We start from the raw sequence: 14,802 nt of genomic DNA on the forward strand, positions 1-14,802 counted from the left end.
GGGTCCTGTGCCGGTAGCGGTGGTGACAAGCTCGACCGACCGTCGGCGGATCGAGGTTCACCATAGATCCGCGCGAAATGCCCTAGGGTCAGTGCCCGTGGCAGCAGACGGAACGGCACCGCAGCGTCCGGCGCCGGCAGGCGCGGAGCATCCCGCGGCCGCCGGCTCGACCCAGGTGCGTCCCGGCACGCCGCTGTGGGAGCCCTCCGCGCGGCGGATCGAGCAGGCGGCGGTGACGAACTACCGCGGCTGGCTCGCCGCCGAACGCGGGGTGGATCTCGGCGACGAGGCGGCCCTGTGGGAGTGGTCGGTCACCGAGCTCGGCCCCTTCTGGGAGTCGATCTGGGACTTCTGCGCCGTCGAGGGCGAGCGCGGCGACGGCCCCGCCCTCGCCGACGGCCCCGCCTTCACGGATGCCAAGATGCCGGGAGCCGTGTGGTTCCCCGGCGCCCGGGTCAACTACGCCGAGAACGCGCTCACCCGGCGCGGTGCCGCGCCGGCGGTGATCGCCGTGCGGGAGGACGGCGCGACCGCGGTGGTCTCCTGGGACGAGCTGCGCCGCCAGGTCGCCCGGGCCGCGGCCGGACTGCGCGCCCTCGGGGTCACCGAGGGCGACCGCGTCTGCGGCGTGCTGCCGAACACCGTCTACGCGACGGTGGCGATGCTCGCGGCCGCCAGCATCGGCGCGGTGTGGTCGTCATGCTCGCCTGAGCTCGGCGCCACCGCCCTCGCCGCCCGCTTCACCCAGATCGCCCCGAAGGTACTCATCGGCGTCGACGGCTATACCTACCGCGGTCAGGGTTACGACACCATCGCCGCACTCGGCACCCTCGCCGCCGACCTGCCCGGACTCGTCGCGACCGTCATCGTGCCCTATCTGGCGCCGGACGCGTTCGCCCGGGCCCGCGGCGCGGGGCTGCCGGGCCTGCTCACCTGGGACGAGCTGATGGCCGCGGAGAGCGCCGAGCTCGAGTTCACCCGGGTCGCCTTCGACGCGCCGCTGTGGATCCTCTACTCCTCCGGCACGACGGGGCCGCCCAAGGCGATCGTGCACGGGCACGGCGGCATCCTGCTGGAACACCTCAAGGCGCTGGCGCTGCACCTCGACCTCGGCCCCGACGACCGGTACTGCTGGTTCACCACGACCGGCTGGATGATGTGGAACTACCTCGTCTCCGGCCTGCTGGTCGGCGCGACGATCGTGCTCTACGACGGCGCCGCCGGCTACCCGGCGCTCGGCACCCTGTTCGGCCTGGCCGAGGCGCTGGAGGTGACGTGCCTCGGCACGTCCGCGGCTTACCTGCAGTCCTGCCGGGACGCGGGCCTCGTGCCCCGCGAACATGCCGATCTGTCCCTGTTGCGCACCATCGGGTCAACCGGGTCGCCGCTGTCCGCCGCCGTCTACGCCTGGGTGTACGAGGCAGTCAGCCCGCAGGTGATGCTGTCGTCGATCAGTGGCGGCACCGACGTCTGCACGGCGCTGGTGGCCGGGCTGCCGACGATGCCGGTGCGCGCCGGGGAGATCGGCTCGCGGGCGCTGGGCTGCGCCGTGGCGGCCTTCGACGCCGACGGCAAGGAGGTCGTCGACGAGGTCGGCGAGCTCGTCGTGACCGCGCCGATGCCCTCGATGCCGCTGCGCCTGTGGGGTGATCCGGACGGCAGCCGGCTGCATGACAGCTACTACGCGACCTACCCCGGGGTCTGGCGGCACGGCGACTGGGTGCGGATCACATCCGACGGTGCCGTCGTCGTCGAGGGCCGGTCGGACGCCACCCTCAACCGCGGCGGGATCAGGATCGGCACCGGCGAGCTCTACAGCGTCGTCGAGCAGTTTGCCGAGGTCACCGACAGCCTCGCCGTGGATACCTCGGACGCCCCCGGCGGCGGAGAGCTGCTGCTGTTCGTCGCCCTCGCCGAGCCGGGGCTCACGGCGGAGCTCGCGCAGCGGATCCGGCAGACGGTGCGCACCGAGCTCAGCCCGCGGCATGTGCCGGACCGGATCCTCGAGATCGCCGCGGTGCCGCGGACGCACACCGGCAAGAAGCTGGAGGTCCCGGTCAAGCGGCTGCTCGCCGGCGCGGCGCTGGCCGACGTGGTGAGCCTCGACGCGGTCGCCAACCCGCAGGCCCTGTTGGCCATCGCGGCCACCGCCGAACAGGCCCGAGCGGCCACGGCCGAGCAGGCCGCCGGGGCGCCCATCACCACACCGGACGACTGACCGCCCGTACCCCGGGACCGCGCCCGCCGCCGACAGCAAAGCCGGATCTTCGCTGGTCCCAGCGAAGATCCGGCTTCCATGGAACACACGGCCACGCCGTCACCGGCGTGTCGTGCCCCCCGCGGGGGATGCCACCCGTGACCCTGTGCGCGCCCGCCGTGCCGGCGGTCTTCGGCCGCGAGCGGTCAGTCGAGAAACTCCCGCAGCCGGCCGGCGACGGCGGGCTTGCGCAGCTCACGCAGCGTGTCCCGCTCGATCTGCCGGATCCGCTCACGGGTGAGTCCGAGCCGGTTACCCACCTCGGCGAGGGTGTGCTGCTTGCCGTCGGCGAGGCCGAAGCGCAGCCGCATCACCTCCCGCTCCCGCGGGTTGAGGCCACCGAGCACGTTCTCGATCTCGTCCTGCATCGCGCCGTACGAGGCGGCGTCGGCGGGGGAGGTCGCGTCCGAGTCCTCGATGAAGTCGCCGAGCACGGAGTCACCGTCGTCGCCGACGGAGGTCTCCAGGCTCACCGTGTCCTGCGCGTAGCGGCGCAGCTCGACGACCTGCTCGATCGGCATGTCCAGCTCGAGGGCGAGCTCCTCGTCGGTCGGCTCGCGGCCGAGCGTCGAGACGAGCTGGCGCTGCAGCCGCGTGATCTTGTTGATCTGCTCGACCACGTGGACCGGGATCCGGATGGTCCGGGCCTGGTCGGCCAGCGCTCGACCGATGGCCTGGCGGATCCACCAGGTCGCGTAGGTCGAGAACTTGTAGCCCTTGGCGTAGTCGAACTTCTCCACCGCGCGGATGAGCCCGAGGTTGCCCTCCTGGACCAGGTCCAGCAGGGTCATCCCGCGGCCGCTGTACTTCTTCGCGACGGAGACGACCAGGCGCAGGTTCGCCGAGACGAGCTGCTGCTTGGCGGCATGGCCGTCCTTCACCAGCAGACCCAGGTCGCGGCGGAGGTCCGCGGGCAGGTCGGGGTCGGACTCCAGCTTGTGCTCGGCGAAGAGACCGGCCTCGACCCGCTTGGAGAGCTCGACCTCCTGCGCGGCGTTGAGCAGCGGCACCTTCCCGATCTCGCGCAGGTACATGCGCACGAGGTCGGCGGTGCCGGCGTGCTCGGCGGTGGAGCGGGTGGCGGCGGTGACCTCGTCGGTCGTCTCCTCCTCTTCGAGGAGCTCGACGCCGGCGGCGCTCAGTTTGGCGATCAGCGCGGGCAACAGCTCGAGGCCGATGTCCGCGGACTCGAGCGCGTCACGCAGCTCGGACCGGCTGATCTCGCCGGACTCGCGACCGCGCGCGATGACCTCGGCGACGGCACTCACATCGAGTTCGTCGCCGTCATCGGGAACGGCGGCCAGCGAACGGCTGGGGGCGGTACGGGCAGAGGCAGCGGACCGGCGAGTGCGCCGCGGGCTACGCGGGCGGTTCTCGTCGGTGCGCTCGGCAAGTTCCAGGGCAGGCAGCGTCATCAGTGGCAAATCCGATGGTCGGTGCGGGTGGGACGTCTGTTTCCGTGCACGTGGGAGGTAACGAACGAAGTCGCGGAACCATTCCCCGTGCAGGCGCACCCGGACATCAGCGATCGCCGGGCCTACCGGCAGTGTAGACCCATGCCCTCGAGACGCTGAACTCGCTGTCGCGAAGACTACCTGGCAGATCCCGTGGTGTGGCGCGTTCCGCGAACTATCTTGACCTTCTCGCGTGGCGAGACCCCCGTCGAGAGCCCAGATACTGAACGCTACGCACTTGCCCCCTCACGGGAAGTGAGGATTTTCGAGGGGCTGCCGTCCGCACCACATTTTCCGTCCAGTACCGCCATCGGGCGGGGTCGGCCATCCGACAATCCCGACAGTGCCGCCGCGTCTCCCCGATGCCCTCCCGATGCCCCCCGAGACCCCCTCGAGAACCGGCTCGGCAGCGTGCCCCGGACTCGGATCGGGCCGGATCGGCATACTCGCGCCGCCCACTCGGGCGACATCGGGCGACCGGCCGGCCGCACTCCCCGCGAGCACCTCACCTCCGAGAGCCCCACGCCTCCGAGAGCCCCACGCCTCCGAGAGCCCGCGGTCGCGGCGTGGGCCGGCCGGTCGCCCGGCGCATCGGGGCGGCCGCGGGGCGCCAACGAGGTTTTCGTTAGGCAGACCACACCAGGGGCGCCCTTCACCTGTGCACAGCGTGTGACGGCTACTCTCACACGATGTCCGTCCCCAGCCTCCCGGCAGAGCTGGCGGCGTTGCGCGAGACCGCGGTCTCCGTGCTGCGCGGCAACGACCTCGGCGACATCACCCGGCCGTCGCCGACGTTGTATCCACACCAGTGGCTGTGGGACTCCTGCTTCATCGCGATCGGGCTGCGCCACCTCGACCCGCAGCGCGCCGCCGCCGAGATCCTCTCCCTGCTGCGCGGGCAGTGGCCGAACGGCATGATCCCGCACGTGATCTTCGCGGAAACCACCAACTTCTACCACGCGGGTCCGCAGCGCTGGCGCTGTGACCGGGTGACGACCACCGCCGGCGGCGCGCAGAGCACCGGCGTCACCCAGCCGCCGATGATCGCCGAGGCCGCGGTCCGGGTCGGCGCCATGATGTCCGACTCCGAACGCGGGGAGTTCTACCGCCGGCTGTTCCCCGGGCTGCTGCGCTTTCACCAGTGGCTCTACGACGAGCGCGACCCGGACGACGACGGCCTGGTGTCCCTGGTTCACTCCTGGGAGTCCGGGATGGACAACACCCCGACCTGGATGGAGATCACCAGGCCGGTGGCGCCGCTGGGCGTGCGGGCGCTTCGGCGCGTGAACGGCGACGACGCCCTGGACGCGCTGCGCCGCGATTCCAAGGAGGTCCCCTCGGATGAGCGGCTCACCTCGGGGGACCTGTTCACGCTGTACCGGATCGTGCGCGAGCTGCGCCGGGCGCACTACAACTTCCGCGAGATTCGGCGGACCATCGTCCCCCTCGTGCAGGACGTGGCGTTCAACGCGATCCTGGTCCGCGCCAACGAGCACCTGAGCACCATCGCCGCCGAGATCGGCGAGGTCATCCCGGCCAGGCTGCGCCGGTCGGCGCGCCGCACCCGGGAGGCGATGGGAGAGCTCGTCGTCGACGGCGTCTACTACAGCCGCGACTTTCGGACCCGGACCCTGCTGCGCCACGAGACGATCGCCGGCCTGCTGCCGCTCTATGCCGGCGTCGTGCCCGAGGACCGCGTCGACGAGATGGTCAAGACGATCACCTCGCCGCGTTACTGGTCGCGCTTCGGCGTCGCGAGCGTTCCCCTGGACGACCCGAACTTCCTGCCCCGCTGCTACTGGCAGGGCCCGCTCTGGGTCAACATGAACTGGCTGATCGCCGACGGGCTGGAGCGCTACGGCCGGCTCGACGCCGCCGAGGACCTGCGCCGCAACACGGTCGACGTGATCGCCTCCTCCGAAGCGATGTTCGAGTACTACTCGCCGCTCGACGGCTCGGGCGCCGGCAGCAACCGGTTCTCCTGGACGGCCGCGCTGCTCATCGACCTGCTCGCCGCCGACCACTGACCGCGCCGCGCCCGTACGCCGGGCGCGCCGCGGACGTGCACTCAGACGTGCACGACGACGACCCGACTGTCCTTGGGACGATCGGGCTCGTCGACGAGCCGGTGCAGGTCGCCGACGTCGCTGGTCAGCAGGACGGCCGGCCGGTCCGCCCGCAGCGCCGTGACGGCCACCACCGCCTCAAGGGCGCACCGGTGGCCGGACAGGCCGGTCGCGCCGAGCAGCTCGCCGGCCGACCGGGCCAGGTCCGGCGTCACCGGGAGCACCCGGATCCTGGCCAGCACGCGGTGCACGGCCGCATCCCACGGGCCGCCCCGCAACACCTCGGTGAGCGTGACCGCGCTGACGACCACCCCCGCACCCCGGCCGTGCGCGGTCTGCAGGAACGCGCGCCCTCGCGGCACCCGTGGCGAGCTTGACCAGCCCGTCACTGTCGAGGACCAGCGACCCGCCGACGGCTACTCGGCGTCCGGCCACGCGGCGCCCGCGTCGGCGAGCGCCGCCTCCGGGACGGGGCCGTGCTCGGTCTCGAGCTGCTCGGCCAGCTCGGCGAGGAGATCCAGCTCCAGGCGCCGGGCCACGGCCTCGGTCACGTACTGGCTGAACGCCCCCGGCCCGACTCGATCCCGCACGGCGGCGGTCAGCTCCTCCGGCAGGGAGACGCTGACCTTGCGCACCCGACCCCCGGGCCGCAGCCGGACCACCCCGGCCGCCTCCGCCGACACATGCGTGACGGTCACCCCTGCGGGGAGGGGTGACTCCTCGCCCGGCGGCCCGGCCGGGGGACATCGCCTCCCGGCCGGGCCAGGACGCCCGGTGGGCGCCGTTCGGCCTAGCTGCAGCCGCTGGTGGAGCCGCACTGCTCGCAGACGTAGCAGCTCCCCGCCGGGCGCATCGTCACCCCGCAGGTGAAGCACAGCGGGGCATCAACGACCGTCTGGGCGACCAGCGACTCCCCGGGAGGCGCCAGCCGCAGCTCGCGGGCCACGTGCGCGGGCCCGTGACCGACGGCCACCCCGTTGCTGCCCGTCCCCGGACGGCCCGCGGTCGGCGCCGACCCGGCGCCGACCGGACCTCCGGCAGGACCACCCACCGCGGAACCCCCAGCAGGACCCGCGCCCGGGTTCGGGGCGTCCACGCCGGGCAGCGCGTCCGCGAGCGACCCGGCGGGCGCCGCGACGGCGTCGACGGCCGGGTCGGCCTGCGGGCCGTAGCGGCCGTTGACCTCGCGGACCCGTTCGGCCGCGGTGGAGATGCCGAGCTCGGCGCGACGGTCGGCGTCGAGGTAGTCCAGGGCCAGCCGGCGGAACAGGTAGTCCATGATCGACTGGGCGATCCGGACGTCCGGGTCGTCGGTCATCCCGGCCGGCTCGAAGCGCATGTTGATGAACTTGCTGACGTACGCCTCCAGCGGCACGCCGTACTGCAGGCCGATCGAGATGGCGATCGCGAAGGCGTCCATCACGCCGGCCAGCGTGGAACCCTGCTTCGACATCTTGATGAAGACCTCGCCGAGGCCGTCGTCCGGGTAGGAGCCCGCGGTCAGGTAGCCCTCCGCACCGCCGACGGCGAAGGAGACCGTCTGTGACGGGCGGGTCTTCGGCAGCCGCCGGCGCACGGGCCGGTACTCGATCTCGGCGGCTGCGCCCGCGGCGGTCCCGACGAGCGCGGGCGCGCCGGCCGGGGGCGCCGCCAGGGCCGCGGCGGTCGCGGCGCTCGCCGCGGCATCCCGCTTCGCCCCCCGGACGTCGGACAGCGGCTGGCCGACCTTGCAGTTGTCCCGGTAGATCGCCAGCGCCTTCAGACCCAGCCGCCAGCCCTCCAGGTAGATCTCCTCGACCTCCTCGACGGTCGCGGTCGAGGGCATGTTCACCGTCTTGGAGATCGCGCCGGACAGGAACGGCTGCACCGCGGCCATCATCCGCACATGCCCCATCGGGGAGATGGCCCGCTCGCCGATCGCGCAGTCGAACACGTCGTAGTGCTCCGGGCGCAGGCCGGGGGCGTCGACGACGTGGCCGTGCTCGGCGATGTACTCGACGATCGCCTCCAGCGTCTCCTCCGGATAGCCGAGCGCGCGCAGCGCCGCCGGGACCGTCTGGTTGACGATCCGCATGCTGGCGCCGCCGACCAGCTTCTTCATCTTCACCAGGGCGAGGTCCGGCTCGATGCCGGTGGTGTCGCAGTCCATCGCCAGGCCGATCGTGCCGGTCGGGGCGAGCAGGCTGACCTGGGCGTTGCGCCAGCCGTGCCGGTCGCCGACGGTCTGCGCCCGCGCCCATTCCTTGGACGCCGCGGCGAGGACCCGGGTGTCCTCGGTGTGCACGGACCGCACGGCGTCGTTCGCGGCGGAGTGCTTGCGCACCACCCGGCGGTGCGCGTCGGCGTTGCGGGCGAAGCCGTCGTAGGCGCCGACGATGCCGGCGAGCTCCGCCGAGCGCCGGTAGGCGGTGGCGGTCATCAGCGAGGTGATCGACGCGGCGAGCGCGCGGCCGCCGTCGGAGTCGTAGGCGCGGGCACTGGCCATGAGCAGCGCCCCGAGATTGGCGTACCCGATGCCGAGCTGTCGGTAGGCGCGGGTGACCGCCGTGATCTCCGGCGTCGGGAAGTCCGCGAAGCAGATCGAGATGTCCATCGCGGTGATGATCAGCTCGACCGCGGCGACGAACCCCTCGGCGTCGAACGTCCGGTCCGGGCGCAGGAACTTCAGCAGGTTCAGCGACGCGAGGTTGCAGCTGGAGTTGTCCAGGTGCACGTATTCGCTGCACGGGTTGGAGGCGCTGATCCGGCCGCTCTCGGGGCAGGTGTGCCAGTCGTTGATCGTGCCGTCGTACTGGATGCCGGGGTCCGCGCAGGCCCACGCCGCCTCGGCGACGGTGCGGAACAGCCCCTTGGCGTCGATCGTCTCGATCGTCCGGCCGTCGAGGCGCGCCCGCAGGTCGAAGCTCCCTCCGTCGACGACCGCGCGCATGAACTCGTCGGTGACCCGGACCGAGTTGTTGGCGTTCTGGTACTGCACGGAGGCGATGTCGCGCCCGCCGAGATCCATGTCGAACCCGGCGTCCCGCAACGCCCGGATCTTGTCCTCCTCCCGGGCCTTCGTCTCGACGAACTCGACGATGTCCGGATGATCGACGTCGAGCACGACCATCTTCGCGGCCCGCCGGGTCGCCCCGCCCGACTTGATCGTGCCCGCCGACGCGTCCGCACCGCGCATGAAACTCACCGGGCCGGACGCCGTGCCGCCGGAGGACAGCAGCTCCTTCGAGGAGCGGATGCGGGACAGGTTGAGCCCGGCCCCCGAGCCGCCCTTGAAGATCAGCCCCTCCTCGCGGTACCAGTTGAGAATCGACTCCATGGTGTCATCAACTGAAAGAATGAAACACGCTGACACCTGCTGGGGGGCCGGGGTTCCGACGTTGAACCACACCGGGGAGTTGAAGCTGAACACCTGGTGAAGCAGCATCCAGGTCAGCTCATGCTCGAAGATCTCGGCGTCGGCGTCGGCGGCGAAGTAGCCGTGCTCGCGGCCGGCGGCGCCGTAGGCGTGCACGACCCGGTCGATGAGCTGGCGCAGGGAGGACTCCCGCCCGGGCGTGCCCAGCGCCCCGCGGAAGTACTTGCTCGTCACGATGTTCGACGCGTTGACCGACCAGGATTCGGGGAACTCCACCCCGCGCTGCTCGAAGTTGACCGAGCCGTCCCGCCAGTTGGTCATGACGACGTCCCGGGTCTCCCAGGTGACCTCGTCGTACGGGTGGACGCCGGCGGTGGTGCGCGAGCGCCGGATCTTCAATCCGCCCGCCCTGGCCGCAGACCTGCCCGCCTTCGTGCCGCGACTTTCGGTCATGACGCTCCTCGTCCTGTCTTCTCATCGGCGCGCGCTGGCGCACTGGTGGTGGCATCCCCGCCCGGGCCCGTCCACTGCACGCGTGGACGGCGGACCGCGGGCATATCGGCGTGCCGGCCGACGCCGGACCCCGGGGTCGACCGGGTCCGGCGGGAACGGCACGCATGACGAACACACCGGCCCCGGCGGTCCGGCCCCCGTCCCCGCGCCGTCCGGCCACGGGCGCGGCCGGGTACGGGTGGCGGGCAGGACGCGCGAAACCGGGTCACGCGGGATCGGACGCCCACGCCGGCCGGGTCAGGTCGTCCCGTGCACACGGGAACGGGCCGGCGGGGCGGCGAGCTGCTGGCGGGACGGGCGGAACGGGGCCTCGGCGACCCCGTCAGGTGCGGGTGGCCGAGGCGCCGCGCGCCCGGCCGACCTTGTACTCCCCCGTGGTCGGCTCGGCCCGGCCGAGCCCGCCCTCGACGATGTTCAACTGGTTTCCGCCGCCGCGGCGGCCCGGGGTCTCCGGGGGCTCGCGGACGGCGGCGAGCGTGTCCCGGCCTGGACGGCCGGGGCGTGGAGTATCCGGGTCGACCCGCCGGCCGCCGGGCGGGGGGCCGGCGGGACCGGCGCGCTGCGACGGGTCCGCCGGGTCGGTGAACGCCCCACCGGCGGGACGGACGGCCGGATCGCCCAGCTCGTCAAGGTCGTCGAGGTCGTCCGGCTCGGCGCCGCGGCGGGTGCCGGACGTCTCGGCCCGCAGCGCCGCGATCGCGCTCTCGAAGTCGCCGAGCGACTCGAAGGCCAGGTACACCGAGGCGAAGCGGAGGTAGGCCACCTCGTCGAGCTCGCGAAGCGGGCCGAGGATCGCCCGGCCGATCGCCTCCGCGGGGACCTCCGCCGAGCCCGAGGAGCGCACGGCGTCCTCCACCCGCTGGGCCAGCAGGGCGAGATCGTCGTCGCGCACGGGCCGGCCCTGGCAGGCCTTGCGCACGCCGGTGATCACCTTCGCGCGGCTGAACGGCTCCGCCACGCCGCTGCGCTTGAGCACCCGCAGCGACGCCTCCTCCATGGTGGTGAACCGGCGACCACACGACAGGCAGGACCGCCGCCGCCGGATCGCCGAGCCCTCCTCAGCCTCCCGGCTGTCGACGACACGGCTGTCCGGATGCCGGCAGAACGGGCATCGCACGCGATACGCCTCCTTCGTCCGGTCCGGCGCGAACCACCCGGCGTGGCGGGAGGACGAGTCGTGAACCGACCCGCGCCCCCGCACCGGCCGAGCCGCCCCTGTGGACAGCCGCCCGCACCTCTGTGGAAAGCCTGTGCATCAACCTGTGGATGACTTACACCCTCGTAAGCACCAGATGTTGTGTCCAACCTAGCGCACAACCCCAGTGATGGGGACACCGACCCCCCCGCGTGTCACACCAGGACATCAGCCCGCGGGGGCGCGACAACCCTGCGCGAGGGCGCCTCACCCGCCCGCTGCCGCCGGACACCGGCCCGTCACGGCGGCGAGCCGCCGAGCGCCGATCGGGACCGGACGGTGCCGGAGTGGACCGGCCAACCGGAGGGTCAGCCCAGTAACAGGAACTGGCCGGGGGTGAGCTCGACCGAGGGGAGATGGTTGATCCGCATCAGCCGATCCACGACGGCGCGGGTGTCGGCGTCGGGATCGAGCGCGACGGCGATCTCCCATAACGTCTCCCCGGCGAGGACCAGGTGACCCCGCGGCGGCTCGCCGGACCACGCGATCGAGGCGCGCGGCAGGACGAGCACCAGCACCGCGGCGATCGCCAGCGCGACGACGGCGACCACGACCACCCGGCCGCGGTGGGTCAGCCGCAGCGGCGGCAGCGGTTCGCCGGCGGCGCGGCGCACCGTCGGCCGGGATCCTGGTCCGCGGGCAAGCTGCCGCGGCGAACCCGACGACGGGGACCTCCGCGACCGCGATCCCGATGCCTTGAACCTCGACGCCTGGGAGTTCCGCGCCTGGGGGTTCTGCGCCTCGGACCTCGTCGACCGGGGAACCGGCGAGCGCGGGGGGCATGCCCCCACAACCGGCCTCCTGGCACCGACCCCGGCGGCCGGCCGGGCCACCCGCATCCGTGCCGGACCGCCCGCCGGCCATCCCCCGGCCCGGCGCGCCGCCCGCTCCCGGGCAGCCGCCAGATCGACCACCTGTGTGGTGTGCGCGCTGTGCACGGCTTCCTCCCAAGGCGCCCCGGACCACGTCGTCGACGCCACGAACTCCCGTTCGATCGAACTCCTGATCGATTGTCGCACCGGAGTCCCGCCGGGGAAAGGGACACGCTCGAACAGACGTTTGAGATTCCGCGACCAGGCGGTTACCGTCGAGACGATCAGGTTTGCACCGGGCGGTCTCCCCCGGTCGCGGACAGCCGGGTGCCGTGGGGGTGCCGGTCTCGCCGGGCGAGCGCCGACAGCCGCGCGCACGTCCGGCGCGCGACCGAGCGGCGGCCCCCGGCGACAGAGTAGGCGACGAGGAGAGCGGTAGGCGATGACCAGCCAAGGCAGGGGTACACGCCGGGGCGGGGCCCGCGGCAACGTACGGGCCTTTCCCGAAAACCCCGCGGACGCAGCCGGCCTGACCCCCCGGCAGCGTAAGGTGCTCGAGGTCATCCGGGCCGAGGTGGAACGGCGCGGATACCCGCCCAGCGTGCGGGAGATCGGGGAGGCGGTGGGGCTGACCAGCACGAGCAGCGTGGCGCATCAGCTCAAGGTGCTGGAAGAGAAGGGCTACCTGCGCCGGGATCCGAACCGCCCGCGGGCGATGGAGGTACTCAGCCCCGATCGGCCGCGGCGCAAGGCAGACTCCAGCGCGGCGGCGGTCGTGTCGACGTTCCCGGGTGCCGCGGCGGCCCCGGCGGGCGCGAGCGGCGAGGGGTCCGCGGCCTACGTGCCGGTCCTCGGGCGGATCGCCGCCGGCGGCCCGATCCTGGCCGAGCAGGCGATCGAGGACGTCTTTCCGCTGCCGAAGGAGATCGTCGGCGAGGGCACCCTGTTCCTGCTCCGGGTCGTCGGCGAGTCGATGATCAACGCCGCGATCTGTGACGGCGACTGGGTGGTGGTGCGCCAGCAGCCGGTCGCGGACAACGGTGAGATCGTCGCCGCGATGATCGACGGCGAGGCGACGGTCAAGCGGCTGCGGGTCCGCGACGGCAAGGTCTGGCTGCACCCGGAGAACCCGACGTTCAGCGACATCCCCGGCGAGGAGGCGACGATCCTCGGGCGGATCGTCGCCGTGCTGCGCCGGGTCTGACCGTGGACGGCCGGCCGCGCGAGGCGGCCGGCCGGTTCGGCTGCCGTGGACCGGGCGATGTGCCCCGCCGACCGCGCCGTGCTCGCCGACGGCGGGTCGATGCCGGTCCCGACAGATCAGGGCTGACGGGTCAGGGCTGGGTGACGGTCAGGGCTGGGTGACGGTCAGGGCTGGAAGGTGTGCAGTTCCGCGGCGAGCGACGGGGACACCCTCGCGAGCAGTCGGGTGCCGTCCGCGGTGTGCTCCAACTCGAGCACCTCGCCGTGGGCGTGTACCCGGGAGACGAGATCGCCCCGCGTGTACGGGACGAGGACCTTCATCTCCACGTCGGGGTGGGGAACCCGGACGCACAGGGCGTCGACGAGCGCAGTCAGCCCCTCCCCCGTGCGCGCCGAGACGAAGACCGCGTCGGGCGCGAGCTGGCGCAGGCCGGCGAGGACGGTCGGCTCGGTGGCGTCGACCTTGTTCACGACGATCAGCTCGGTGACGTCGCCCGCGTCGATGTCGTTGAGCACCTCGCGCACGGCCGAGATCTGGGCGGCCGGGTCGGGGGCGGAGCCGTCGACGACGTGCAGGATGAGGTCCGCGTCGGCGACCTCCTCCAGGGTCGAGCGGAACGCCTCGACGATCTGGTGCGGGAGGTGTCGGACGAACCCGACCGTGTCGGTGAGGGTGAACGCCCGGCCGTCCGGCAGGGTCGCGCGCCGCACGGTGGGATCCAGCGTGGCGAACAGTGCGTCCTCGACGAGGACGCCGGCGCCAGTGAGTCGGTTGAGCAGCGAGGACTTGCCGGCGTTGGTGTAGCCGGCGATCGCCACCGCGGGCACCTCGCCGCGCCGGCGGGCCGACCGCTTCGTCTCCCGCACGGTCGCCATCCCGGCGAGTTCCCGGCGCAGGCGCGCCATCCGGGCACGCAGCCGCCGGCGGTCCGTCTCGATCTTCGTCTCGCCAGGCCCACGGGTACCGATGGGCGCGCGCCCACCACCGCTGGCCGCGGCCCGGGACATCGACTCACCCCAGCCGCGCAGACGGGGCAGCATGTACTGAAGCTGGGCAAGCTCGACCTGGGCCTTGCCCTCCCGAGACGTCGCGTGCTGGGCGAAGATGTCCAGGATGAGCGCGGTCCGGTCGATGACCTTGACCTTGACGATCTCCTCCAACTGGCGTAGCTGGCCGGGGGTGAGCTCGCCGTCGCAGATCACCGTGTCCGCGCCGGTCGCGGTGACGACCTCGGCGAGTTCGCGGGCCTTGCCGGACCCGACGTAGGTCGACGCGTCCGGCCGGTCGCGACGCTGCACGAGCGCATCCAGCACGACCGAACCCGCCGTGGTCGCGAGGGCGGCGAGCTCCGCCATGGAGGCCTCGGCCGACCGCAGCGAACCCGACGTCCACACGCCGATGAGGACGACCCGCTCCAGCCGCAGCTGGCGGTACTCGACCTCGGTGACGTCGTCGAGCTCGGTGGCCAGACCGGGCACGCGGCGCAGTGCCGCGCGTTCCTCCAGGTCGAAGCCGTCCCCCGAATCGTCATAGAAACCCGAGAGGTACGCCGAATCCGAATCGGCGAGGTCGATGAAGGATCTGTCGAAAGTGGACGCCGTCAGGGCGTCGGCAGGAAGAGTCATACCATCCGTTCTCAACGCGGCTCGCTGCCGCGAGATTCCGCGCCGCTTCGTCCGGCCAGGTCACGCGCGCGGGTTCCGGCGACCTGATGAGGTCCGCAGCAAGGGTCGGCGCGGGGCGCCGGCCGCTTCGCTTGCGGATTCATCCCGTCTCCGACCAGGGTCCCACGCCGCCGTGACGATCGCGAACGGTTTCCGGGCTGGAACGCCGTGACCTTCGCACCGGCCGGCTCGGGCACCTGGACGGGACAGGCACCCCAACGGGACAGGCACCCCAACGGGAGAGGCGCCCCTGCTGGTCGCCGGCCGCGTACCGTCGACGCC

General features: G+C 72.6%; 10 protein-coding genes. 3 read left to right on the forward strand and 7 right to left on the reverse strand.

The annotated features are described in order from the left end of the window. The first annotated feature begins 175 nt into the window (after positions 1 to 175). Entirely contained in the window at positions 176 to 2,218 is a 2,043-nt protein-coding gene (locus FF36_RS04970; RefSeq protein ID WP_044883851.1) for an acetoacetate--CoA ligase, read from the forward strand. Positions 2,219 to 2,403: 185 nt separating this feature from the next. Here FF36_RS04970 and FF36_RS04975 read toward each other — a convergent pair whose 3' ends face one another. Beyond that, entirely contained in the window at positions 2,404 to 3,672 is a 1,269-nt protein-coding gene (locus FF36_RS04975) for an RNA polymerase sigma factor (RefSeq protein ID WP_082121681.1), read from the reverse strand. Positions 3,673 to 4,400: 728 nt separating this feature from the next. On the opposite strand from FF36_RS04975, the gene FF36_RS04980 reads away from it, so the two are divergent. Then, entirely contained in the window at positions 4,401 to 5,738 is a 1,338-nt protein-coding gene (locus FF36_RS04980; protein WP_044883768.1) for an MGH1-like glycoside hydrolase domain-containing protein, read from the forward strand. Between the two features lie 41 nt (positions 5,739 to 5,779). On the opposite strand, the gene FF36_RS04985 is transcribed toward FF36_RS04980, so the two are convergent. From FF36_RS04985 to FF36_RS05005, 5 genes are all read right to left on the reverse strand, one after another. Next, positions 5,780 to 6,139, reverse strand: coding sequence for a type II toxin-antitoxin system VapC family toxin (locus FF36_RS04985; RefSeq protein ID WP_199865327.1), 360 nt, complete (start codon positions 6,137 to 6,139; stop codon positions 5,780 to 5,782). A 54-nt stretch (positions 6,140 to 6,193) separates the two neighbouring features. Further along, positions 6,194 to 6,460 carry a hypothetical protein gene (locus FF36_RS04990; protein WP_206778442.1) on the reverse strand — a complete coding sequence of 89 codons (267 nt, stop codon included), beginning with the start codon at positions 6,458 to 6,460 and terminating at the stop codon, positions 6,194 to 6,196. Positions 6,461 to 6,567: 107 nt separating this feature from the next. Next, positions 6,568 to 9,585, reverse strand: a complete 3,018-nt coding sequence (locus FF36_RS04995) for a vitamin B12-dependent ribonucleotide reductase (RefSeq protein WP_044883769.1) — start codon at positions 9,583 to 9,585, stop codon at positions 6,568 to 6,570. Positions 9,586 to 9,967: 382 nt separating this feature from the next. Further along, positions 9,968 to 10,762: a transcriptional regulator NrdR gene (nrdR, locus tag FF36_RS05000; RefSeq protein ID WP_044883770.1), complete on the reverse strand. Its 795-nt coding sequence runs from the start codon at positions 10,760 to 10,762 to the stop codon at positions 9,968 to 9,970. A gap of 386 nt (positions 10,763 to 11,148) precedes the next feature. Then, positions 11,149 to 11,454 (reverse strand): LysM peptidoglycan-binding domain-containing protein, encoded by a 306-nt coding sequence (locus FF36_RS05005; RefSeq protein WP_052680960.1) that lies wholly within the window; start codon positions 11,452 to 11,454, stop codon positions 11,149 to 11,151. Positions 11,455 to 12,094: 640 nt separating this feature from the next. Between FF36_RS05005 and lexA the strand changes: the two genes are divergently transcribed. Then, entirely contained in the window at positions 12,095 to 12,856 is a 762-nt protein-coding gene (lexA, locus tag FF36_RS05010) for a transcriptional repressor LexA (RefSeq protein WP_044883771.1), read from the forward strand. 164 nt (positions 12,857 to 13,020) lie between these two features. Here lexA and hflX read toward each other — a convergent pair whose 3' ends face one another. Next, positions 13,021 to 14,481, reverse strand: a complete 1,461-nt coding sequence (hflX, locus tag FF36_RS05015; protein WP_044883772.1) for a GTPase HflX — start codon at positions 14,479 to 14,481, stop codon at positions 13,021 to 13,023. Positions 14,482 to 14,802 lie beyond the last annotated feature (321 nt).

Origin of the sequence: Frankia torreyi, from assembly GCF_000948395.1 — a bacterium.
Lineage (GTDB): Bacteria > Actinomycetota > Actinomycetes > Frankiales > Frankiaceae > Frankia > Frankia torreyi.